Genomic DNA, 20,115 nt, shown 5'->3' with positions numbered 1-20,115 from the left:
AGGCCCACCGTGATCTGGTTCCGCCTGCCACCCGGCTACTTCCCGGTCGACCTGGAGGACCTGGACGACTGGCAGGAACGCCTGACAGCCGCGACGGCGCTGCTCCAGGACGCCACCGAGCCGCCGGAAGCCCCAGGGACGGCAACGCTGCGCCGCCTCCTCGGCTCGCTCACCGAACACGGCGTCACCTACGCCGCGTTCGGACTCCACCCCTCCGAAGCGGGCACGTTCTGCGTCTCGTTGCTCAGCGTCGCCGAGGTCGACACCCGCGCGCCCGGTCCGGCCGCCGCGGCCGCCCGCTGCGCGCTCGCGCTGGCGGGCGCCGGAGCCGGGCTCGTACGGGAGCGGGCGCTCGTACACCTGACGTGCGGGACCCCTGCCGCGCTCGTCACGTCCCTGCTCCCCGACGGGACCTTCCAGGCGCGGCTGGCCGTCGCACGGCCCGCCGGGCCCGAGGCCGTCCTCATGGACCTCACCACGCCGGCGGCCGAACAGGCCGCGGGGTACACCGACATCCTGCTGGCCGTCGGCCAGACCGTCGCGTTCACCGATCCGGACGCGCCGACCGCCCCGCGGTCGCAGGGCAGTCGGCTCGACGAGCTGATGTGAGACCGGGGCGCCCCCGTGACGCCCCGCTCCCGTTCAGCCCTGACCCTGGTCGCGGCGCAGCCGCAGCCGCTCCTTCTCGGAGAGACCGCCCCAGACGCCGAAGCGTTCGTCGTTGCGCAGCGCGTACTCCAGGCAGGCCAGCCGGCCCTCGCAGGCGCCGCACAGCAGCTTGGCCTCGCGGGTCGACGAACCGGGCGCCGGAAAGAAGAACTCGGGGCCCGCCTGGGCGCAGAGGGCGTCCTCGCGCCACGACATGTCGGCCTCGGTCAGTGTGATGGGTTCGATGGTGTCCGTGTGCATGGCGGACATGCTGCCGGGCGGTCATAAACACGCCGTCAACGTTCGATCAACGCGGCGCGCCGCGCGAGCGCTTCGCCGTCGCCGCCTTGCCCAGACTGCCCCCTCCGGGCGAAGATCAATCCCATGACGACCAGAAAGGCCGATGCGGCCTAGGCCCCCCGTCCCGCTCTCCTCGCCCCGCGCGCCGCCGTCCGGCCACGAACCGCCGCGCCGCAGCCCCTTCACGAGGAGACAACGCACCATGCAGACCACCGCACTTGCCCCGTACGCCCACCTGCCCCGCGCGTACCACGGGCACCACATCGCGAGCAGCACCGTCGACGCGTTCGGGCGCGCGCACTGGCTGCTCGCCGAGCGCGAGCCGCAGGGCCACGAGCCGTACGACGCCGTGGTCGTGACGGTCGACGACGGCCGGCACACGACGACCGAACTCAGCTCCGTCGGAGCGAGGTTCGCGAAGCTCGACGCCCTGCCGGACGGCGGGTTCGTCGTGGCCGCCTCGCGCAGCTCCCGCGACGAGGAGCGGCAGGTCCAGGTCTTCGACGCGCTCGGCCGGGAGTCCTGGAACTTCCGGGTCGGGGACGCCATCGAACACCTGCTGGTCGACGAGTCCGGCGCTCTGTGGGTCGGCTACTTCGACGAGGGGATCTTCGGCGATCCGCTGAGCGCACCCGGTCTGCGTCGCTGGAGCGTCCACGGCGAGGCCCTGTGGACGTACGACTGGCGTGCCAACGGCGAGATCTCCGACTGCTACGCCCTCAACGTCCACGGCACGGACGCCTGGGCGTGCACGTACCACCTGTTCGCCCTGCTGGAGGTCCGGTCCGGCCCCGGGACCACCGCGGCTCACCGGAACACGATTCGCGGCGCCACGGCGCTGGCCGTGCACGGTGACCGGATCGCGTTCCTCGACCGTGCCCTGCTCAGGACGGCCGAGTTGACCGACGGCGAGGCACGGCCCCTGATCACCAGCGGCCTGACCCGCCCCGACGGCAGCCCCGTCGGCCGACGCCGGGTCGTCTCCCGCGGCCCGCGGATCTACGTTCAGGCGGAACCCCGCACCGCATGGAACGTCCTCGACATCAGCACCACCCGCTGAGCTGACAAGCACAGCATTGCTGCGTTCCGGTGGTGTGCGGCGGGAGCCGGAACCGGGAACCGGTCCTCCGGCCTCTCCTCTGACACCAACAGCACCAGGGAGTGGCCATGACGCACACCACCTTCGACACCGGTTTCGGTCTCGGCAGCCTCGACGCGTTCGCCGGTCTGGACGACTACCTGCTCCCGGCTCCCGACGCGAACGCCCGGCTGCCCTACCCGCTCTCCCCCGCCGACCAGCGCCGCGTGGACCTGCACAGCGCGCTCACCGCCGCCGGGATCCCGCCGCGCGCAGGGGACACCTCGGCCATCGACGTCCTGTCGGTGCTCGACGCGACGACCGTGGACGCGGTCATCCGCTGGGTCGAGTGCGGCTCCGGCCGCAACCGCATCGGCTGGTGAACCGCGGCACCCGTCAGCCGGCGTCCGGTTCCTTCCTCGCCCGGCTCGGCTGCACCCGCTTCGGCTCGCCCGGCATCTTCGGGTACTCCGGCGGGTACGGCAGATCGCCGAGGCCGTGTTCGGACTCGTCCTTGCGGGCGAGTTCGAGCAGCGGCTCCAGACTGAAGCGATGGTCGTCCATGTCCGCGTGGACGTCGCCGACCTCCGCGTACCGGGTCGGCATCGTGCGGATGTCGAAGTCCTGCGGGACGGCGTCGTCGATCTCCTCCCAGCGCAGCGGCGCGGAGACGGGGGCGTGCGGCCGGGGCCGTACCGAGTACGCGGAGGCGATGGTGCGGTCGCGGGCGGTCTGGTTGTAGTCCACGAAGATCCGCTCGCCGCGCTCCTCCTTCCACCACTTGATGGTGACCCGGTCGGGCATCCGCCGTTCCAGTTCGCGGCCGCAGGCGATGGCCGCGCGCCGGACCTGGGTGAAGGTCCAGCGCGGTTCGATCGGCACGAAGACGTGCAGGCCACGACCGCCGGAGGTCTTGGGCCAGCCGCGCAGCCCGTGCTCGTCGAGGACGGCGCGCAGTTCGTGGGCGGCGTGGACGGCGTCGCCGTAGTCGGTGCCGGGCTGCGGGTCGAGGTCGATGCGCAGCTCGTCCGGGTGGTCGGTGTCGTCGCGCCGTACCGGCCAGGGGTGGAAGGTCACCGCGCCCAGGTTCGCCGCCCAGAGCACGGCGGCCGGCTCCGTCGGGCACATCTCGTCGGCGGACCGCCCGCTGGGGAAGGTGATGTGCGCGGTGGGGATCCAGTCGGGCAGGTACTTGGGCGCGCGTTTCTGGAAGAACGACTCGCCGGTCACCCCGTCGGGGTAGCGCTCCAGGGTGGTCGGGCGGTTCCGCAGGGCGCGGGTGATGCCGTCGCCGACGGCCAGGTAGTAGCTGACCATGTCGAGCTTCGTGTACCCGGGCTCCGGGAAGTACACCTTGTCGGGGTTGGAGACGCGTACCGTCCGCTGCCCGACCTCCAGCTCCACCGCACCCGCCGCCTTGGCTGCCATGCCCGTCAGCGTAGGGCGGGCGGACAACCGGCGCATTTCGTGACCATGGCGGAGAATCTCCCCATGGATCTGCCCGTGATGCCGCCGGTGAAGCCGATGCTGGCGAAGGCCGTGAAGAAGATCCCGCCGGGGATGCAGTACGAGGCGAAGTGGGACGGCTTCCGGGCCATCGTGCACCGCGACGGCGCCGAAGTCGTCATCGGCAGCCGTACCGGCAAGCCGCTGACCCGGTACTTCCCCGAACTCGTCGAGGCGCTGCGGGCGCGGCTGCCGGAGCGGGTCGTGGTGGACGGCGAGATCGTCATCGAGCACGGCGGCCGGCTCGACTTCGACCGGCTGACCGAGCGGATCCACCCCGCCGACTCCCGGGTGCGCACGCTCGCGGAGCGGAACCCGGCCCGGTTCGTGGCCTTCGACCTGCTGGCGCTGGGCGACGAGGCGCTGCTGGACACGCCGCTGAGCGAGCGCCGGGCGACGCTGGAGTCCGTACTGCGCGGGGTGGAGCCGCCGGTCCATCTGGCGCCCGCGACCACCGACCCGGAGTTGGCGGCGCGCTGGTTCGAGCAGTACGAGGGCGCGGGGCTCGACGGGGTGATCGCCAAGCCGCTGGACCTGCCGTACCGGCCGGACGAGCGACTGATGTACAAGATCAAGCACGAGCGGACCGCGGACGTCGTGGTGGCGGGCTACCGCTTCCACAAGAGCGGTCCGGTGGTCGGCTCGCTGCTGCTCGGGCTGTACGACGACTCCGGCGGGCTGCAGCACGTCGGCGTGTGCGCGGCGTTCACGGCGAAGCGGCGGGCGGAGCTGGTGGAGGAGCTGGAACCGCTGCGGATGGACCCGCCGGACGGGCATCCGTGGGCGGCGTGGACGGACGAGGCCGCCCACGCCGGGGCGCGGATGCCGGGGGCGCCGAGCCGCTGGTCGGGCAAGAAGGACCTGTCCTGGGTGGCACTGCGGCCGGAGCGGGTGTGCGAGGTCGGCTACGACCACATGGAGGGCGACCGGTTCCGGCACACCGCCCAGTTCAAGCGGTGGCGGCCGGACCGGACTCCGGAGTCGTGCGGGTACACCCAGTTGGAGGAGCCGGTGTCGTACGACCTGGCCGAGGTGTTCGCGCCGTAGCGACGGTCCTGCCTCACTCGTACAGGGCCTCGATCTCCTTCGCGTACGCGGTGGTGACGGCGTGCCGTTTGACCTTGAGGGACGGGGTGAGCATGCCGTTCTCCTCGCTGAACTCGCCCGGGACGACGCGGAACCGGCGGATCGACTCGGCGCGGGAGACGGCCTTGTTGGCGTAGTCGACGGCCTTCTGGACGTCGGCGATCAGCTCGGGGTCGGCGCAGAGTGCGGTGAGCGGGGTGTCCCGGGGGCGTTTGCGTACGGCGAGCCAGTGCTCCATGGCCTCGGGTTCGAGGGTGACGAGCGCGGCGACGTAGCTGCGGTTGTCGCCGACGACGAGGCACTGGCCGACGGGCGGGCGGCTGCGCAGCCGGTCCTCCAGGACGGCCGGGGAGACGTTCTTGCCGCCGGAGGTGACGATGATGTCCTTCTTGCGGCCGGTGATGACGAGATAGCCGTCGTCGTCGAGGGCGCCGAGGTCGCCGGTGGCGAACCAGCCGTCGCCCAGGACCTCCTGGGTGGCGGCCGGGTTGTTCCAGTACTCACGGAAGACGATGCCGCCCTTGATCAGTACCTCGCCGTCGTCGGCGATCCGTATCGACGTGCCGGGCACGGGGCGGCCGACGGTGCCGGGGCGGGGCCGCAGTGGCGGGGTGACGGTGGCGGCGGCGGTGGTCTCGGTGAGGCCGTAGCCCTCGTAGATGAGGACGCCGGCGGCGTAGAAGAACAGGCTGAGGCGGCGGTCGAGCGGGGAGCCGCCGCTGATGGCGTACCGCAGCCGGCCGCCGAGCTCCTTGCGGACTCGGCGGAAGACCAGCAGGTCGTACAGGGCCCAGGCGAGGGTGAGGCCGACGCCGGGCCGGGGACCCTTGCCGAGGAAGCGGTCGAGGGCGGCCTCGCCGAAGCGGACGGCGATGGCGTCGGCGCGGGCGAAGGAGGCACCGCGGCCCAGTTTCTCGGCCGTGGCCCGGCCTGTGTCGTGGATCTTCTCGAAGAGGTACGGCACGCCGACGACGAAGGTGGGCCGGAACGCCCGCAGTTCCGGGCGGAGTTCGTCGGGTTTGATGCTGGGGCAGTGGCCGAGCTCGATGCGGGCCATGAGGCAGGCGATCTGGATGGTGCGGCCGAGGATGTGGGCGAGCGGCAGGAAGAGCAGGGTGGAGGCGGTCTGTCCGGTGATCGCCTTGAAGACCGGGTGGAGGAGTTCCACGGTGTTGGCGGCCTCGGCGTGGAGGTTGCCGTGGGTGAGGACGCAGCCCTTGGGCCGGCCGGTGGTGCCGGAGGTGTAGCAGACGGTGGCGATGGAGTCGGCGGTGAGCGCGGCGCGCCGCTTCGTGAGCTCCTCGTCGGTGATGTCCGCGCCGAGCAGGCCGAGTTGGTGGAGTCCGCCGGCGTCGAGCTGCCAGAGGGTGACGCTCTCCGCGACGGGGAGGCCGGTGGCGGCCTCCTCGACGGCGGCGGTGTTCTCGGCGGTCTCGGTGACGGCGTGGCGGGCGCCGGAGTCCTCCAGGATCCAGGCGATCTGCTCGGCGGAGGAGGTGGCGTAGACGGGGACGGTCTGCCCGCCGGCCGCCCACACGGCGAAGTCGAGGACGCACCACTCGTAGCTGGTGCGGGCCATGAGGGCGACGCGGCCGCCGGGTTCGAGTCCGGAGGCCACGAGGCCCTTGGCGGCGGCGCTGACGTCGGCGGCGAACGCGGCGGCGGTGACGGGCCGCCAGACGCCGTCCTGTTTGCGACGCAGGACGACGGCGTCAGGGGCCTCGGCGGCGTTGGCGAACGGGATGTCGGGGACGTCGGCGGGAGCGCCGGCGGCGGGCGGCGGGACGAGGGGCGCGCTGTGCGCCTCGCGCACCACGCCGTTCTCGCGGATCAGCTCGACCTGGTGGCGGGCGGCGAGCTCACTGTGCCTGGCGGCCTGCCGCAGATCCTTGCGTACGCCCATGGGTGGCTCCTTGTTCGCGGCGTGCGGGCGGGGAGTGACCGGGACCTCTGGACTTACCGAGCAGTCAACTTACTCATACGTAAGGGAAATTCAACGGGTCGCGCACGACGGCTTGCGCGGCGATGCGAGCCCTCTTACCTTACTTACAAGTAAGCTTACTCGGAAGTAAGGAATTGCCGTGGCAGACGACATCGGTGCCCACCTCGCCTCGCTCGACTTCGCCGCCGTCTCCCCCGCCGAGTTCGCCCGGCTGGTCAAGGGACTGTCGGCGCAGCAGATCAAGGATCTCGCCGCCGACGAGGCGCTGCGCGAACGGGTGCTCGCCGAGGTGTTCGGCCGGATGAAGCAGCAGTTCAGGCCGGAGGCCGCGGGCACCCTCGACGCCCTGATCCGCTGGAAGATCACCGGCGTGAGCAGCGACGCGGTGTACGAGACCCGGATCTCCGAAGGGCGGTGCGAGGTCACCGAGGGCCGCACCGAGACCGAGGCGCGGACCACCCTGATCCTGGCCGACGCGGACTTCCTCAAACTGGTCTCCGGCAACGCCAACCCCGTGACCATGTTCATGATGCGCAAGCTGAAGATCGCCGGCGATGTCGCCCTGGCCTCGGGGCTCACTCGCTACTTCGACATCCCCAAGGCCTGAGGAGCGCACCGGACATGAGCGGATTCTCCCTCGGACTCACCGAGGAGCAGCGCGATCTGCGCGACCGGGTGGGCGGCTTCGCCCGTGCCCTCACGGGCCGCCACATCCGCTGACGCCGGTCAGGCGCCGGGGGACGCGCCGGACCGCGCGGGCACCGTGGCGGGCTCCGTCGCCTCCTCGGAGGCCGCCTCGGGGGCTTCCTCCGCGGCTTCCTCGGATGCTTCCCCGGAGACCTTCCCTCCCCCGCTCCGTTCCTCGTCCGGGCCGTCGGCCAGCCGTCGGCCGGCCCGGCCGACGGTCCGGCCGAGCCAGACCAGGAACACCGTCGGGGCGAACACGGAGTCCGCCGCGACCATCACCAGGGAGAAGTACGGCAGTCCCATCAGCACGCCGATCCCGATGTGCTCGCCGATCAGCAGCACCAGCAGCACGTTCTTCGCCTTGCGCCGCAGCAGTGCGAACGGGAACGCGACCTGGACGATCACCGTGCCGTAGGTCATGGCGAGCACCAGCAGGCTGCTGGAGGTCAGGGCCTCGCTGAGTATCGGCCAGGACGTCAGGAACTCCTGGTTCAGGGCGTAGTGCACGGCCGTGCCCTGCTTCCAGCTGGAGCCCGGGATCTTGTACCAGCCGGCGCAGGCGTACACGATGCAGATCTGGAAGGCGATCACCACGAGCGCCCCGTTGTGCACCAGGTGCGCGATCCGGTCGCAGACGGACCGCGGCACGCCCGGGGCGTAGGTGGTCACGGCCCACCACATGGTGTGCGCCAGCCACAGCACCCCGAGCGTCACGACCCACGGGACGATGAGCCGGCCGGTCGCGCCGAGGAACACGATCGCCACCCCGGAGAGCGCCCAGACCGCGATGCCCGTGCGGTCCCGCCGGGGCGAGCCTCGCTCCGCGTCCCGCCGCGCGCGGCGGGCGTCCAGCGACCACACCTGGGCACAGCGGGTGAACACCAGGTACAGGGCGAGGATGTGCAGCAGCCGGTCGCCGGCGTTGGTGACGAACTCGTTGCGGTGCTGGAAGGAGAGGATCCCCAGCACCATCACGACGGAGGCGGTACGGGTCCGCCAGCCCAGCAGGACCGCCGCCGCGGCCGCCACGGCCAGGACGTAGAAGAACTCGTAGTACGCCCGCCCCGGCCACCACAGCAGCGCGTCGAACGCGTCCGGGCTCTCCCACCACCGCGCCATGGACCAGCTCCACGAGGCGTCCGGGCCGGTCATCTCGTGGCGGTCCGGCCAGTGGCGGAGCAGGTAGAAGAGCCACACGCCGGACAGCCCGATCCGGAGGACCGCCGTCTGGTACGGGGCGTAGGACGCGGCGGCGGCCCGGTCGATCAGCCGCTCGGTCCGCCGCATCAGGCTCGTCGCCGCGCTCATCGTCCGTCCACCGTTCCCTCCAGGTCGTCACGGGTGACCGGGAGCCAGGGGTACGCCCGGGACTTCCACACGTCGCTCACCGTGCGGCCGGTCCACTCCGGCGGCTGGATCGCCTGGGTCAGCTGACGGAACTGGACGCGCCGCACGGGGCGCCCGTCCAGGACCGGCCGGAGCCGTTCGAGGGCGAGCCGCTTGAGGTTCTGCTCGGTGAGCCGGCCCAGCTTGCCGACGGGGCGGCCGGCGCGGTCGTGCGAGCGGTTGAAGTTGTTCCAGCCCTGGCGGAACTGTTCCATCGTCATGCTCGGGACGAAGGTGCCGCGCAGGGTGCGCAGGTCGTACGCGGTCATGTCGACCCACTGCGTGACCGACGTCCCGCCGCGCGGGGTGCGCACTTCGGCGCGCGCCATGACGCGGGTGTTGGTGAACAGCGGGTTGGGCGCGAAGACGGCCCAGTTCTGCGCGAGTTCGGGGAACACGTAGGCGTCGATGGTGCTCTTGTGCTGCGTGCTGACCGCGTTCTTCGGCGCCACGTGGAAGAAGATCATGCCGGCGTGGGCGACGACCGCGAGCACCACGGCGACCGCGGCCGCGGCGACGATCAGCCGGGCCAGGCGGGGTTCGGCGGGTACGGGCTCCTCGGCCGGTACGGTGCCGGGCTCCTCGGCCGTCCGCTCGGGCGTCTCCGTCATCGCGGGGTCCGTCCCCGTGCCGCGAGGTATGTCCGAGCGGCCGGTCCCGTCTGTCCCGTCCGCCCCACCCGCCCCGTCCGCGCCGGAGTCGGCTTCCGCTTCGGCCCGCATCTCGCTCCCCCTCAGTTCGTCCCGATCGCGCGCGCCCGATGATACGTGCCGCATGGCAACGTGAGATGGGACACACCCCTTCGTCGCCGTCCGGACGCCCGCACCCCATTCCCGCAGGTACCGGCGCCGTCGCCGATCACTCAGCGCCACGACCCCGCGGGGCTGTTGCCCGCCGATGACACTCCCGTCGTGGAACGCGGAAGGGGATCCGGTACGTATGGGAGGAGGAGACCCCACCCTGTCCTCCACTCGCACCCAAAAGGAACGCCCCGTGATCACCTCGCCGCTCGTGCCCGTCCCGATCCCCGACCGCGTCGCCGCGCTCATCGGGTCCTGTCTGCCGCAGGACGTGCTGCAGGCGGAGTTCGACGCCGTGTGCGCCGCTCGGGAGGTGAACCGGTTCCGGGGACCGCTGTGCGCGGAGGACCGGGCGGACCGGGAGCACGCGCTGGCCGCGCTGGCGCGGGCCAACAAGGTCCTCGCCAAGCACCACCCGCTGCTGCCGGTGCGCCCCGGCCAGTAGAACCGCCGGACCGTACACCGGTTCGGACCTCTCCGCATGCGGCCCCGCCCGCGCGGTGTGAGGGTGCGAAGGTGACCACCACCAGCGCCGCAGCCCCGGCACCGCCGGCTGCCGAGCCGCCCGTGCTCGACCGCCGGCGCCGCAATGTCGTGTTCGGCACGATCATGCTCGGGGTCCTGCTCGCGGCGCTGGACCAGACGATCGTCGGCACCGCACTGCCCACGATCGTCGCGGACCTCGGCGGCGGAGCCCACATGTCGTGGGTGGTGACCGCCTATCTGCTCGCCGAGACCGTCTCCACCGCCCTCGTCGGCAAGTTCGGCGACCTCTTCGGCCGCAAGGTGATCTTCCAGATCTCCGCCGTCGTCTTCATCACCGGCTCGTTCCTCTGCGGCCTGGCGTCCAACATGACGCTGCTCATCGTCTGGCGCGGACTGCAGGGGATCGGCGCCGGCGGCCTCATGGTCACCTCCATGGCACTGATCGCCGACGTCATCCCGCTGCGCGAGCGGGGCAAGTACCAGGGCGCGATCGGCGCCGTCTTCGGTGTCTCCACCGTGATCGGCCCCCTCCTCGGCGGCCTGTTCACCGACCATCTGACCTGGCGCTGGGCCTTCTACGTCAACGTCCCCATCGCGATCCTCGTCGTCATCGCCGCCGCCCGCTCCATCCCCTCCGTGCGCTCCGCGAGCCGCCCGGTCATCGACTACGCCGGCATCGGCCTGGTCTCGGCCGGGGCGAGCGCGCTGATCCTGGCGACCAGCTGGGGCGGCAACGAGTACGCCTGGACCTCCGGCGTCATCATCGGGCTGTTCGCCGGCGGGGTCGTCGCGCTGGGGCTGTTCTGCTGGGTGGAGACCCGGGCCGCCGAACCCATGCTGCCCATGCGGCTGTTCCGCAACCCGGTCTTCACCGTCTGCTCCGTGCTCAGCTTCGTCGTCGGCTTCGCCATGCTCGGCGCGATGACGTTCCTGCCGACGTACCTCCAGTACGTGGACGGCGACTCGGCCACCGTCTCCGGCATCCGTACGCTGCCCATGGTCGTCGGCCTGCTGATCGCCTCGATCTTCAGCGGCAACGTCGTCAGCAAGACCGGCCAGTACCGGATCTTCCCGATCGTCGGCTCCCTGGTCATGGGCGTCGGTCTGTTCCTGCTGTCCCTGATGGGCCCGGAGACCAGCACCTGGCTCGCGTCCCTCTACATGTTCGTGCTCGGCACCGGCATCGGCCTGTGCATGCAGGTCCTCACCATCGCCGTGCAGAACACCGTCGACTACGCCGACCTCGGCACCGCCACCTCCGGCGTGACCTTCTTCCGCACCCTCGGCAGTTCCTTCGGCACCGCCGTCTTCGGCACGATCTACGCCAACTCCCTCGAACCCAATCTCACCGAGGGCGTCGCCGAGGCCGCCCGGATCGCTGCGGGCACCACCGACCCCGCGGCGCTCGCCCGCGCCGCGCAGAGCCCCGAGGGGCTGCGGAACCTGCCGCCCGACCAGGCCGAGCCGTTGGTCCAGGCGTACGCGGACACCCTCCAGACCGTGTTCCTGTGGACCGTGCCGGTCGCCGCGATCGGCTTCGTCGTCGCGCTGTTCCTGAAGCAGGTCGAGCTGCGCGACACCGCCCGCGAGGCCGCGCCCGACATGGGCGAGGGCTTCGCGTCCCCGACGACCAGCGGGGACAAGGCCAAGCTGCTCGAACTGTCGGTCGCCCGCATCCTGCGCCGCTCCGACTTCGACACCGCCCGCAGGATCGTCGACGCCTCGGACACCCGGCTCGACATCGCCGGCGCGTGGGCGGTGATGCAGGTGGAGCTGTACACGCGCATCGTCGGCCATGCCAGCCTCGGCCTGATCTCGGCGAGCCGCCGCGTACCGCCCGAGGTGCTGCTGCCGGTCTTCGACCGGATGGTCGACGAGGGCTTCCTGGAGCGGGACGGGAGCCTGCTCTCGCACACGCAGGCCGGGCGGCGCGAGGCCGAGGTGATCACCCGCGCCTGGGGCGAGTGGCTCACCGCACAGGTCGAGCACGAGCGCGGCCGCCCCAGCGGTCCGGAACTGCGCGCCGCGACGGACGCGATCGCCAAGCGGCTGGTCGCGGAGGACCTGGAGCAGGGGCTGCCCCGACGCGAACCGGCGGGGGCGACGGCGGCCTGAGGGCGCGGGGCGATTCGCCGGGGGCTTCGGCTCGCCGACGGGTGCGGATGTCGACTAGTCGATGAAGTCCCCGTCCACGTACACCCACGCCCCCTCGTGCCGCTCGAAGCGGCTGCGCTCGTGCAGGGAGCCCGCCCGGCCGTCGTGGGTGTAGCCGGCGACGAAGGTGACCGTGCCCGACTGGTGGAAGGCCGTTCCGTCCGTCGTCTCCCGGATCTCCAGGCCGGTCCAGCGCATGCCCGGGTCGAAGTCCACCTCGGCCGGGCGGGTCCGCGGGGCCCAGGTGCGCAGCAGGTACGCCTCGTCGCGGACGACGAAGGCGGCGTAGCGGGACCGCATCAGGCGTTCGGCGGTCGGCGCATGGGCGGTACCGGAGTGGAAGCGCCCGCAGCAGTCCCCGTACGGCTCGGGCAGCCCGCAGGGGCAGGGCGAGGCGGCGGTGACGGTGGGGGCCGCCGGGGTGCGGGCGGCGGTGGGACGAGTACTGCGACGGGTGCGACGTGCCATGCGCCCATTGTCGCGTGAGGGACGGTGGGTTCGGGCCATCGTGGGGTTCGGGCCATCGTGGGTTTGGGCCCGCGCGGTGCTTCCGGGGGGCGAGGGGCGGCCGTATATTCCTGCGCCGGACGCGCTAGTTACCGCCGGTAAAGGGGTTGGGCATGGACCGTACGGGCACCTCTCGACGCACCTTCGTGGCGGCGGGCGCCGCAGCCACCGCCGCCGCGATGGCGATCCGCACCGGCCCCGCCGCCGCGGCCGACCGGGGCTCCGCCCCCACCGTCGCCGTCCTCGGCGGCGGCGTCGCCGGACTGACCGCCGCGCACGAGCTGGCCGAACGCGGCTTCCGGGTCACGGTCTACGAGCGCCGCGCCCTCGGCGGCAAGGCCCGCTCCATGGACGTGCCCGGCAGCGCCCGGGGCGGCCGCCGGCCGCTCCCCGCCGAGCACGGCTTCCGGTTCATCCCGGGCATCTACCACAACCTCCCCGACACGATGCGCCGCATCCCGTTTCCCGGCAACGCGCACGGCGTGTGGGACAACCTGGTGGCCCCGCCGGAGATGATGTTCGCCCGCTCCGGCGCGGAGGACCTGCGCGCCCCGATTCCCTGGCCGGGGCAGCAGCCCGCCGAGCTCACCCTCGAGGACGTGCGCCGCGCGCTGACGGCGTTCGTGGAGACCGTGCGCGGCCTCCCGCTGCACGAGGCGGCGTACTTCGTGAACCGCGCCCTGGTCTTCCTGACCAGCTGCGACGAACGGCGCGACGAGGTCTGGGAGCGCACCCCGTGGTGGACGTTCACCCGGGCCGCGCAGATGTCGAACGCGTACCAGCGGATCCTCGCGATCGGCGTCACCCGCAACATCGTGGCGACCAAGGCGGAGGAGGCCAGTACGCGGACGGTCGGGACGCTCGGCGAGGCGTTCGTGTTCAACCTGCTCGGCCGCGGCGCGGACGGCCCGCCGGACCGGATCCTCGACGGCCCCACCAACGAGGCGTGGATCGACCCCTGGGTCGATCATCTGCGCACGCTGGGCGTGGAGTTCAGAGTCGGCTGGTCGCTGCGCGAGCTCGTGTACGGCTCCGGGCGGATCACCGCGGCGCTCGTCGACGACCCCGACGAGGCCCGGCACACGGTCGTCGCGGACCACTACGTCTGCGCGCTCCCCGTGGAACACGCCCGCCGCACCTGGGGCCCGGCGCTACGCGCCGCCGACCCGATGCTGGCCCGCTGCGACCGCCTCCAGACCGACTGGATGACGGGCATCCAGTTCTATCTGACGAGTCGGCCGCCGATGGTCGACGGACACGTCAACTGCATCGACTCTCCCTGGTCGTTGACCGCGATCGCCCAGGCCCGGCACTGGGCCGGCGGCTCGTTCGCGGAGGTGTACGGGGACGGCACGGTCGTCGACTGCCTGTCCGTGGACGTCTCCGAGTGGGACAAGCCGGGGATCCTGTACGGGAAGACGGCCAAGCAGTGCACCCGCGAGGAGGTCGCCAAGGAGGTCTGGGCGCAGCTGAAGGCGGCGCTCAACGACACCGGGCGCACGGTCCTGAAGGACTCCGACCTGCACTCCTGGTTCCTGGATCCGGGCGTCTCCGGCATCGGCGGGCCCCACCCGGTCAACGAGGACGAGCTGCTGATCCACCCGGTCGGGACGTACCACCTGCGCCCTTCGGCGGCGACCAGGGTTCCGAACCTGTACCTGGCCGGGGACTACGTGGCCGTACCGATCGACCTCGCGACGATGGAGGGCGCGAACACCTCCGCGCGGCAGGCGGTCAACGCCCTTCTGGACCGCACCGGTTCGACGGCCCCGCGCTGCACCGTGCGGCAGCTGTTCCGCGCCCCCGAGATCGAGGCCCTCAAGCGCCACGACCGCTTCCGCTACCGCCTCGGCCTGCCCAACAGCCTCGACCTGGGCTGACGTCGGAGCTCAGGGCCGGTACCGCAACGGATGCTCCTCCGGCACCTCGACGACGGCGATCCGCACCCCGTCCGGATCGGCCAGCCACATAGACTCAGTTATTAGGTCAGACTGCATCCATGACCGTTCTCCTTGGAAGCGAGCAGATAGAGGCCCTGTCTGTCATCCGCCTCAGTGTCAAGACTGACGAGACGACGTCCCCAGCCCGTCAGCGGGAGGCAAACGAGCGCTCAGCGAGGGCGATACCCGCGCGCATCATTGGCGAAGCGGAGGATCTGGACGTTTCCGCGTCAAAGACATCTCCCTTCGAGCGCCCACAGTTGGGACAGTGGCTTGCCGAGCCGAGCCGCTTTGACGCAATCCTGTGGTGGCGCCTCGATCGGGCAGTTCGATCGATGGCAGACATGCACGAGCTCGCCCGATGGGCACGCCATCATCGCAAGATGCTGGTGTTCGCTGAGGGTCCCGGCGGGATGCTGAAGCTGGACTTCAGGAACCCGCTGGACCCGGTGGCGGAGATCATGGTCACACTGCTGGCGTTCGCCGCGCAGATGGAGGCGCAAGCTATCCGCGAACGGGTACGGGGAGCCACTGAGGCGCTGCGCGCAATGCCGCTGCGCTGGCGTGGAGCCCGCCCCCCGTACGGGTACATGCCCGCACCCATGCCCGAAGGCGGCGGGAAGACACTCGTCCCCGACCCGGACGCCGTCGCGGTCGTGGAATTGATCATCCGAGAGTTGGTCGACGGCAGCAATCCGACGGCCATAGCGCGAAAGCTGAACACCGCCGAGCCTCCGATCCCGAGCCCTCGTGATCACTGGGCACTGAAGCGGAGCCGCACGACCGGCGGCAAGACGGGCGGCAAGGCTTACGTGTCGGGCTCAGAGGTGGAGCGCTTCAAGTGGGGTTCGGCGTCGATCAACGCGCTCCTGCGGTCCCCCACGCTGTTGGGCTACAAGCTGCACCGGGGAGCGCCTGTGCGGGACGCGAGCGGCAAACCTGTCCTGGCGACACCAGAGCCCATCCTGACCCGCGAGGAGTACGACAACATCGGAGCACTGTTGGACTCCCGGGCCCGCGACACCCGTCCCGTGGAGCGGAGCGACACGAATGCGCTCCTACTCCGTGTCGTCCACTGCGCCGGCTGCGACGGGCGCATGTACTACACGAAGGCCAGCGGCAAGCGAAAGACCAACATCTACGGATGCCGCGCCGCCGCGCAGGGGCGCGTGTGCAACCAACCCGCGACGATGAAGGCGGAATGGCTGGAGGAGTACGCGGAACGACAGTTCCTTGCCGTCGCCGGATCCTTGGAAGTCATCGAGATCCGCAAGATTCCCGGCTACGACCCCGGTCCAGAGATCAGCGAGATCACTGATGAACTCGACGCGCACATGGAACAGTCGGGACGGTTCCGGTCGGTTGCTGGTAAGCGCGTCTGGGAGGCCAAGGCAACGGCGTTGGAGACACGGCTCGAAGAGCTGGAGGCAACACCGCGCCGACCCCCGAGGGAGGAAACCGTCCGTACAGGCCGGACCTACGCCGACGTGTGGGCTGCTCAGACCCCCGCCGGCCGCCGCAACATGCTGTTGGATGCCGGAGCTCGCGTAGACGTCCGCCAAGGCCGCGGAGGCGGTCGGTATGGAGCCGATGAGTCCCGCTTGACGTTCACGCTTGCCCAGCATGCCGACCCGGAGGCGGAGGCACTGGAAGAGGCGCGTCACCAAGCGGAGCTGTAAGCCGGTCCGGCAGACAAGGGGGCCCACATCATGGGCCCCCTTCGTGCTGTCAGTCGCCGGCCGACGTCGACCACGGCCCCGCGGGCGGACGCTCGGGCAGCTTCGCTCCGGGGCGACGTAGGTACCAGCGGACGAACTCCCGAAGCACCTTGCCGCGTGGACTCCTCCCGTCGGGGTGCATGGCCTTCGTGGCGTCGAGGAAGGGCTCCCACTCGTCGTCGGGCATCCGAACGCGACGCGGAGTGTCGTACTCACCATCAGGCTGTTCAGTCATGGCACCACCGTAGCGACTTCGTAGCCACAAGGCGACCCGCCCAACGCGCCATCTCGTAGCTACAAGAAACCTTCGCAAGTCGCTTGCTTTGTAGCTACAAGCGGGTCTCGCTTTGTGGCCACAAGGAACGGCAAAGGGCCCGCTGATCTTGGCGGAGCGACGGGCCCTTTGACTCCAGCGAAGGAGCGTCCACCATGCTTACACACCCCAACGCCCTCAGTGTCGACGTTGCCACCCTCACCCCTGCGCAGCGCGACGGGGTGGCCTGCCTCGTCTGCGCCGAAGAGGACGGCTGCATGACCCCCGCCGGCTTCGTGGACGGGTGCCAGGTGTTCGCGCACCCTCACTGCCTCGACGGCCACACCAACGGCTTCGTTGCCGTCATTGGCGACACGTCGACGCCGGAGGCGCTGGACGAGACGCGCGCGTTCGCCCTCGACGTCGCGGACCGCCTCCGCTTCCCGGTGCGCGTCCTCGTCGGCATGCACCACGACGTCGAGTCGTACGAGGGGTCCGTGACCCTGGACTCCGCCTTCGACGACGTGGCGTCCGCGGTGCTTGCGACGGAGGCGCGGGAGGCCGACCGGATGTGCCTGGACTTCGCGGCGATCGCGTCGTTCTCGTGGGACACCCAGTGCGGCCACTGTGGGGAGGAGGACCCGACCGCCCAGCCGCGCCGCTTCGGGAATGAGTGGACCACCAGCGTCTGTGACTCGTGCTTCGCGATGTCCCGCGCCGCCTGACCGCCCTCGTCGACCGGAGCCCCGTCCGCCACGCCGGCTGACGGGGCTTCGTGGTGTCGAACTGGCCTGGAGGCGTGCCAGATTCGACACGGGCGTCTGAACGGCGTTTGCGCTGGTCAGCGAGGGTTTCTAGGGTCTCTTCTTCTCTTCTAGTGTCAGATTGGAAGAGAATTTAAGAAAGCCTAGAGACCCTCTATAGGGTTTCCGGAAGTGACGTTCAGTTTGGCGGTTTGGCTTCGGTTCGACCCTCCGGGGAGGACGCGGCTCCCGACGGTTGCCGCTCCACGTCGCCGCCTCCCGGCCAGACTCGGTGCCAGAGTGCCCGAACAGACCCCTACTTCTATTTTCTCTAACACGCGTTAAGGAGAAAGAGAAAAAGCCAGTTGGTCGGGCACTTTGGACCCCGGTTCCGACCCTGCACCTCCGGCCGACGTCGAGCGCGGGGAGGGGTGGGGATGGCATGGTCTCGCATGCTGAGATGAATAGCATGATTCGGTAAAGAATCAGAGTGTAAATGCCTCAAAGTCGCGATTTCGCGTTACATGCACCACATAACTAAGGTAGAGGGGCAGTGCGACGCCAGCGTGTAGCGCGGCGTCCCTCCCTCGTCTGCTGCGCCCCCGTCCACCTCTCGCGGGCGGCGCTGCCCCTGCGACGTCGAGCCGCCGAGCCTGCCGCGTTCTCTCCTCCGCGCGCGATCGGCTGGATCCGCCGCAGGGGCTCTGACTTCGAAGCGCTGTCCGACGGACGGCGCTTCTTTCCTTTGCCTGTACCCGATTGAACGTTGGGACGACAGAACTCCGGAGAACCCATGCGCACCCATGACGTACTGACGCCACCCCGTCGCGAGTGTCCTGACTGCGGGCGGAGCCTGCCCGTGACGGCGGACTACTTCCATAAGGACAGCCTTCGAGTCGACGGCTTCAAGCGGCGCTGTGCCGACTGCTGCAACGCGACTGCGCGTCGCAACTACGCACAGGACCCGCAGAAGTTCGCTGAGCGGGTCCGTGAGCGTCGACGGGAGCGCACGGCGCACTTCGAGTCGATCGGCCGCTACGAGGCAGCCTGAGAGGCGCTCAGACCCCTTCCCGAGCTCCTTGGAGTCCGTAGAGGACCTGGAGGCGGAGGTCGAATCCTCTACTCCCGCCCCGGTCCTCTACGACGACCACGGACCGATCAGGGACATGTCCCCCATCGAAACGCCCATCCCCGAGCCGAAGGCGGCCGACGTCTTCCCGCACTCGCGCGCAGCACACCTCGACTACAGCGCCCCCACTCCGGCGGCGCCCATCCCCAACGCCACCCCGGGCGACCCTGAGCCGCCCGTGTGGCGCTACTGACAGAGAGGTACAGACGTGGAACCCAATGAGCAGACTTCTCAGCAGCCACACCCCGCGGAGCTGGAGCTCATGAAGCTCCGTGCCGGTCTGGCTGCCGGCCTCACAGTCGAGCAGAGCGCCCGGCTCAACGGCTCGACGGCCGACGAACTCAGCGCCGACGCAACGGCCTTCGCAGCGGAGCTGAACGCGGCCAACCCGACGCCTCCGGCGCCGCGCTCCGGTGGTCCCCGCGGGGGCGACGCCGGATGTGGAACAGGCACGGTCGCTGCGGGTGCCGCTGCGTACCGGGCGCGGCACGGCCTGGATGACGAGGGCAAGCGGCCCGAGAGGAAGCCCCTCCCGACGTCCACCCGCAATCTGTTTACGGAGAACCGGGCTACCTGGGAGTGTCGATGACCGTCGCCGGCTGACGTCAGGATTCGGCCCTGACGGGCGGGTGGACACGCTTAAGGGGCGGCCTCCGCGAGACCGCCCCTTTGGGCGTTGCTAGTGGCTGCGCTTCAGGTAGCTAAGCGCGGCGAGCCCCGCAGCGCCGGCTACGCCGAGAGCGACGCCGCCACTCTTCAAGGCGTCCAGCGGCGAGCCGTTGAGCAGAGTTACCACGGTGAAGGCGAAGAGGCCGACGAGAGCGGCGCTGAGCGCCACGATCGCCAGGTCACGGCCAGGATGAGTGCAAGCCTGGGGCGTCGCCTGAGTGGTAGTCATGAAGTTGTCCTCCTGCGTGGTCTGCGTGCGGGCACATCGAATCGCGGCACGGCGGGACGCCGTAGCGATCTGATGCGACGCGCGGCAGGCTCTACGGAGCCTGGGAACGACCGGTTGCCGTTCGCCCTGCGCGCAAGGGAGCAAACACAGACCCTCCAAAAGGGCGTGAGGACAGACTCCTTCACAGTAGCAGGACCAACGGACGGGCTGCAGGACGTAGTTCAGGCGCCAATGCGTCCGGTTTGCTGGCCATGACGCCAGCGCTCACAACGCCTGACCAGGGGGGTGACCCCCTGCCGGCCACCCTCCAGACCGTTAAGGTGCTGGGCCTCGCGCCCTGTACGGGTCTGGGGGATCTGGAAGCGCGCGCCGGACCCCGTTCCGCGGGAGGCCGGGAGACGGCCACGCAGCCCCCTCTAGGACTTGTCCGGCCGATCATGTTCGGAGCCGGAGTGGATCTATCCTGAGCGGCCAGGGAGGGGTGCTGTGGAGCGGGATGTTCAGTTGGTGCGGGACTTGGTGGCGGCCTCGCCGGGCTTCGAGGACCTGTTTGATGCTCACGTCTTCAACGAGCACGGTGTCCTGTCCCACGTGTTCTTCTGGGATGTCGTTCAGGAGACCGTCGCGTCGTTCCTCGGCGGGGATGAGACAGACTGGCGTGTCACGCTGCGGTTCCTGGAAGAGCAGCTTCGGCTCGACGTCCCCGAAGTGACCAAGGTGATTGTCACCTCGTTCCTCTTCAGTCTGCCGTGGCCGGACCAGCCCGGATACGGCCTTGTCAACCACCTTGGTCCCACCATGAGCGCGCGGTTCGCCGCGATCCGACCATCCGGTTAGGACCTGTCCGGTCGCGC

General features: G+C 70.4%; 21 protein-coding genes and 1 pseudogene. 13 read left to right on the top strand and 9 right to left on the bottom strand.

Annotation, left to right across the window (positions count from 1 at the left end; all coding sequences use genetic code 11):
- Positions 1-9: 9 nt before the first annotated feature.
- The gene (locus ABZO31_RS27745; RefSeq protein ID WP_406864026.1) at positions 10-609 is read left to right on the top strand and encodes a hypothetical protein; all 600 of its coding nucleotides are present in this window, start codon (positions 10-12) and stop codon (positions 607-609) included.
- Between the two features lie 33 nt (positions 610-642).
- Here the strand turns inward: ABZO31_RS27745 and ABZO31_RS27740 are convergent, their stop codons facing one another.
- On the bottom strand, positions 643-918 hold the full coding sequence (locus ABZO31_RS27740) for a WhiB family transcriptional regulator (protein WP_406864025.1): 276 nt from the start codon (positions 916-918) through the stop codon (positions 643-645).
- 232 nt (positions 919-1,150) lie between these two features.
- On the opposite strand from ABZO31_RS27740, the gene ABZO31_RS27735 reads away from it, so the two are divergent.
- Positions 1,151-2,008, top strand: coding sequence for a hypothetical protein (locus ABZO31_RS27735; protein ID WP_406864024.1), 858 nt, complete (start codon positions 1,151-1,153; stop codon positions 2,006-2,008).
- A gap of 107 nt (positions 2,009-2,115) precedes the next feature.
- Positions 2,116-2,409: a hypothetical protein gene (locus ABZO31_RS27730; RefSeq protein WP_406864023.1), complete on the top strand. Its 294-nt coding sequence runs from the start codon at positions 2,116-2,118 to the stop codon at positions 2,407-2,409.
- A gap of 13 nt (positions 2,410-2,422) precedes the next feature.
- On the opposite strand, the gene ligD is transcribed toward ABZO31_RS27730, so the two are convergent.
- Entirely contained in the window at positions 2,423-3,454 is a 1,032-nt protein-coding gene (gene ligD / locus ABZO31_RS27725; protein WP_406864022.1) for a non-homologous end-joining DNA ligase, read from the bottom strand.
- Positions 3,455-3,517: 63 nt separating this feature from the next.
- On the opposite strand from ligD, the gene ABZO31_RS27720 reads away from it, so the two are divergent.
- A complete protein-coding gene (locus tag ABZO31_RS27720; protein ID WP_406864021.1) occupies positions 3,518-4,579 on the top strand; it encodes an ATP-dependent DNA ligase in 1,062 nt (353 codons plus the stop codon).
- A gap of 13 nt (positions 4,580-4,592) precedes the next feature.
- On the opposite strand, the gene ABZO31_RS27715 is transcribed toward ABZO31_RS27720, so the two are convergent.
- Positions 4,593-6,521 (bottom strand): AMP-dependent synthetase/ligase, encoded by a 1,929-nt coding sequence (locus ABZO31_RS27715; RefSeq protein ID WP_406864020.1) that lies wholly within the window; start codon positions 6,519-6,521, stop codon positions 4,593-4,595.
- A gap of 178 nt (positions 6,522-6,699) precedes the next feature.
- Here ABZO31_RS27715 and ABZO31_RS27710 point away from each other — a divergent pair, with 178 nt between their 5' ends.
- A complete protein-coding gene (locus ABZO31_RS27710) occupies positions 6,700-7,167 on the top strand; it encodes an SCP2 sterol-binding domain-containing protein (protein WP_406864019.1) in 468 nt (155 codons plus the stop codon).
- A gap of 119 nt (positions 7,168-7,286) precedes the next feature.
- On the opposite strand, the gene ABZO31_RS27705 is transcribed toward ABZO31_RS27710, so the two are convergent.
- Together ABZO31_RS27705 and ABZO31_RS27700 are read right to left on the bottom strand one after the other, a co-directional pair.
- On the bottom strand, positions 7,287-8,555 hold the full coding sequence (locus tag ABZO31_RS27705; protein WP_406864018.1) for an HTTM domain-containing protein: 1,269 nt from the start codon (positions 8,553-8,555) through the stop codon (positions 7,287-7,289).
- The gene (locus tag ABZO31_RS27700) at positions 8,552-9,244 is read right to left on the bottom strand and encodes a DUF5819 family protein (protein WP_406864017.1); all 693 of its coding nucleotides are present in this window, start codon (positions 9,242-9,244) and stop codon (positions 8,552-8,554) included. Before ABZO31_RS27700 ends, ABZO31_RS27705 begins: the two co-directional genes overlap by 4 nt.
- Before the next feature lie 382 nt (positions 9,245-9,626).
- On the opposite strand from ABZO31_RS27700, the gene ABZO31_RS27695 reads away from it, so the two are divergent.
- Positions 9,627-9,878 carry a hypothetical protein gene (locus ABZO31_RS27695; RefSeq protein ID WP_406864016.1) on the top strand — a complete coding sequence of 84 codons (252 nt, stop codon included), beginning with the start codon at positions 9,627-9,629 and terminating at the stop codon, positions 9,876-9,878.
- Between the two features lie 71 nt (positions 9,879-9,949).
- Positions 9,950-12,034, top strand: a complete 2,085-nt coding sequence (locus ABZO31_RS27690; protein ID WP_406864015.1) for an MDR family MFS transporter — start codon at positions 9,950-9,952, stop codon at positions 12,032-12,034.
- A 54-nt stretch (positions 12,035-12,088) separates the two neighbouring features.
- Here ABZO31_RS27690 and ABZO31_RS27685 read toward each other — a convergent pair whose 3' ends face one another.
- Complete coding sequence (locus ABZO31_RS27685; RefSeq protein WP_406864014.1) at positions 12,089-12,541, bottom strand: YchJ family protein; 453 nt, start codon at positions 12,539-12,541, stop codon at positions 12,089-12,091.
- A 152-nt stretch (positions 12,542-12,693) separates the two neighbouring features.
- Here ABZO31_RS27685 and ABZO31_RS27680 point away from each other — a divergent pair, with 152 nt between their 5' ends.
- Positions 12,694-14,460: a hydroxysqualene dehydroxylase gene (locus tag ABZO31_RS27680; protein ID WP_406864013.1), complete on the top strand. Its 1,767-nt coding sequence runs from the start codon at positions 12,694-12,696 to the stop codon at positions 14,458-14,460.
- Positions 14,461-14,469: 9 nt separating this feature from the next.
- Here ABZO31_RS27680 and ABZO31_RS27675 read toward each other — a convergent pair.
- Positions 14,470-14,550 (bottom strand): annotated as a pseudogene (locus ABZO31_RS27675) (VOC family protein); the annotation flags it as partial.
- A gap of 29 nt (positions 14,551-14,579) precedes the next feature.
- Here ABZO31_RS27675 and ABZO31_RS27670 point away from each other — a divergent pair.
- Complete coding sequence (locus ABZO31_RS27670; RefSeq protein ID WP_406864011.1) at positions 14,580-16,199, top strand: recombinase family protein; 1,620 nt, start codon at positions 14,580-14,582, stop codon at positions 16,197-16,199.
- A gap of 49 nt (positions 16,200-16,248) precedes the next feature.
- Here the strand turns inward: ABZO31_RS27670 and ABZO31_RS27665 are convergent, their stop codons facing one another.
- Positions 16,249-16,473, bottom strand: a complete 225-nt coding sequence (locus ABZO31_RS27665) for a hypothetical protein (protein ID WP_406864010.1) — start codon at positions 16,471-16,473, stop codon at positions 16,249-16,251.
- Between the two features lie 194 nt (positions 16,474-16,667).
- Between ABZO31_RS27665 and ABZO31_RS27660 the strand changes: the two genes are divergently transcribed.
- The 3 genes from ABZO31_RS27660 (at position 16,668) to ABZO31_RS27650 (ending at position 18,556) form a co-directional block, all read left to right on the top strand.
- Positions 16,668-17,216 carry a hypothetical protein gene (locus ABZO31_RS27660; RefSeq protein ID WP_406864009.1) on the top strand — a complete coding sequence of 183 codons (549 nt, stop codon included), beginning with the start codon at positions 16,668-16,670 and terminating at the stop codon, positions 17,214-17,216.
- Between the two features lie 877 nt (positions 17,217-18,093).
- Complete coding sequence (locus ABZO31_RS27655) at positions 18,094-18,285, top strand: hypothetical protein (RefSeq protein ID WP_406864007.1); 192 nt, start codon at positions 18,094-18,096, stop codon at positions 18,283-18,285.
- 115 nt (positions 18,286-18,400) lie between these two features.
- Positions 18,401-18,556 (top strand): hypothetical protein, encoded by a 156-nt coding sequence (locus ABZO31_RS27650; protein WP_406864006.1) that lies wholly within the window; start codon positions 18,401-18,403, stop codon positions 18,554-18,556.
- A gap of 486 nt (positions 18,557-19,042) precedes the next feature.
- Here ABZO31_RS27650 and ABZO31_RS27645 read toward each other — a convergent pair whose 3' ends face one another.
- Complete coding sequence (locus ABZO31_RS27645; RefSeq protein ID WP_406864005.1) at positions 19,043-19,261, bottom strand: hypothetical protein; 219 nt, start codon at positions 19,259-19,261, stop codon at positions 19,043-19,045.
- A 486-nt stretch (positions 19,262-19,747) separates the two neighbouring features.
- On the opposite strand from ABZO31_RS27645, the gene ABZO31_RS27640 reads away from it, so the two are divergent.
- Positions 19,748-20,098 (top strand): hypothetical protein, encoded by a 351-nt coding sequence (locus ABZO31_RS27640; RefSeq protein WP_406858773.1) that lies wholly within the window; start codon positions 19,748-19,750, stop codon positions 20,096-20,098.
- Positions 20,099-20,115: the final 17 nt, after the last annotated feature.

The organism is Streptomyces solicamelliae (genome assembly GCF_045348655.1).
Taxonomy (GTDB): domain Bacteria; phylum Actinomycetota; class Actinomycetes; order Streptomycetales; family Streptomycetaceae; genus Streptomyces; species Streptomyces solicamelliae.
This window is presented reverse-complemented; position numbering and strand designations above follow the sequence as displayed.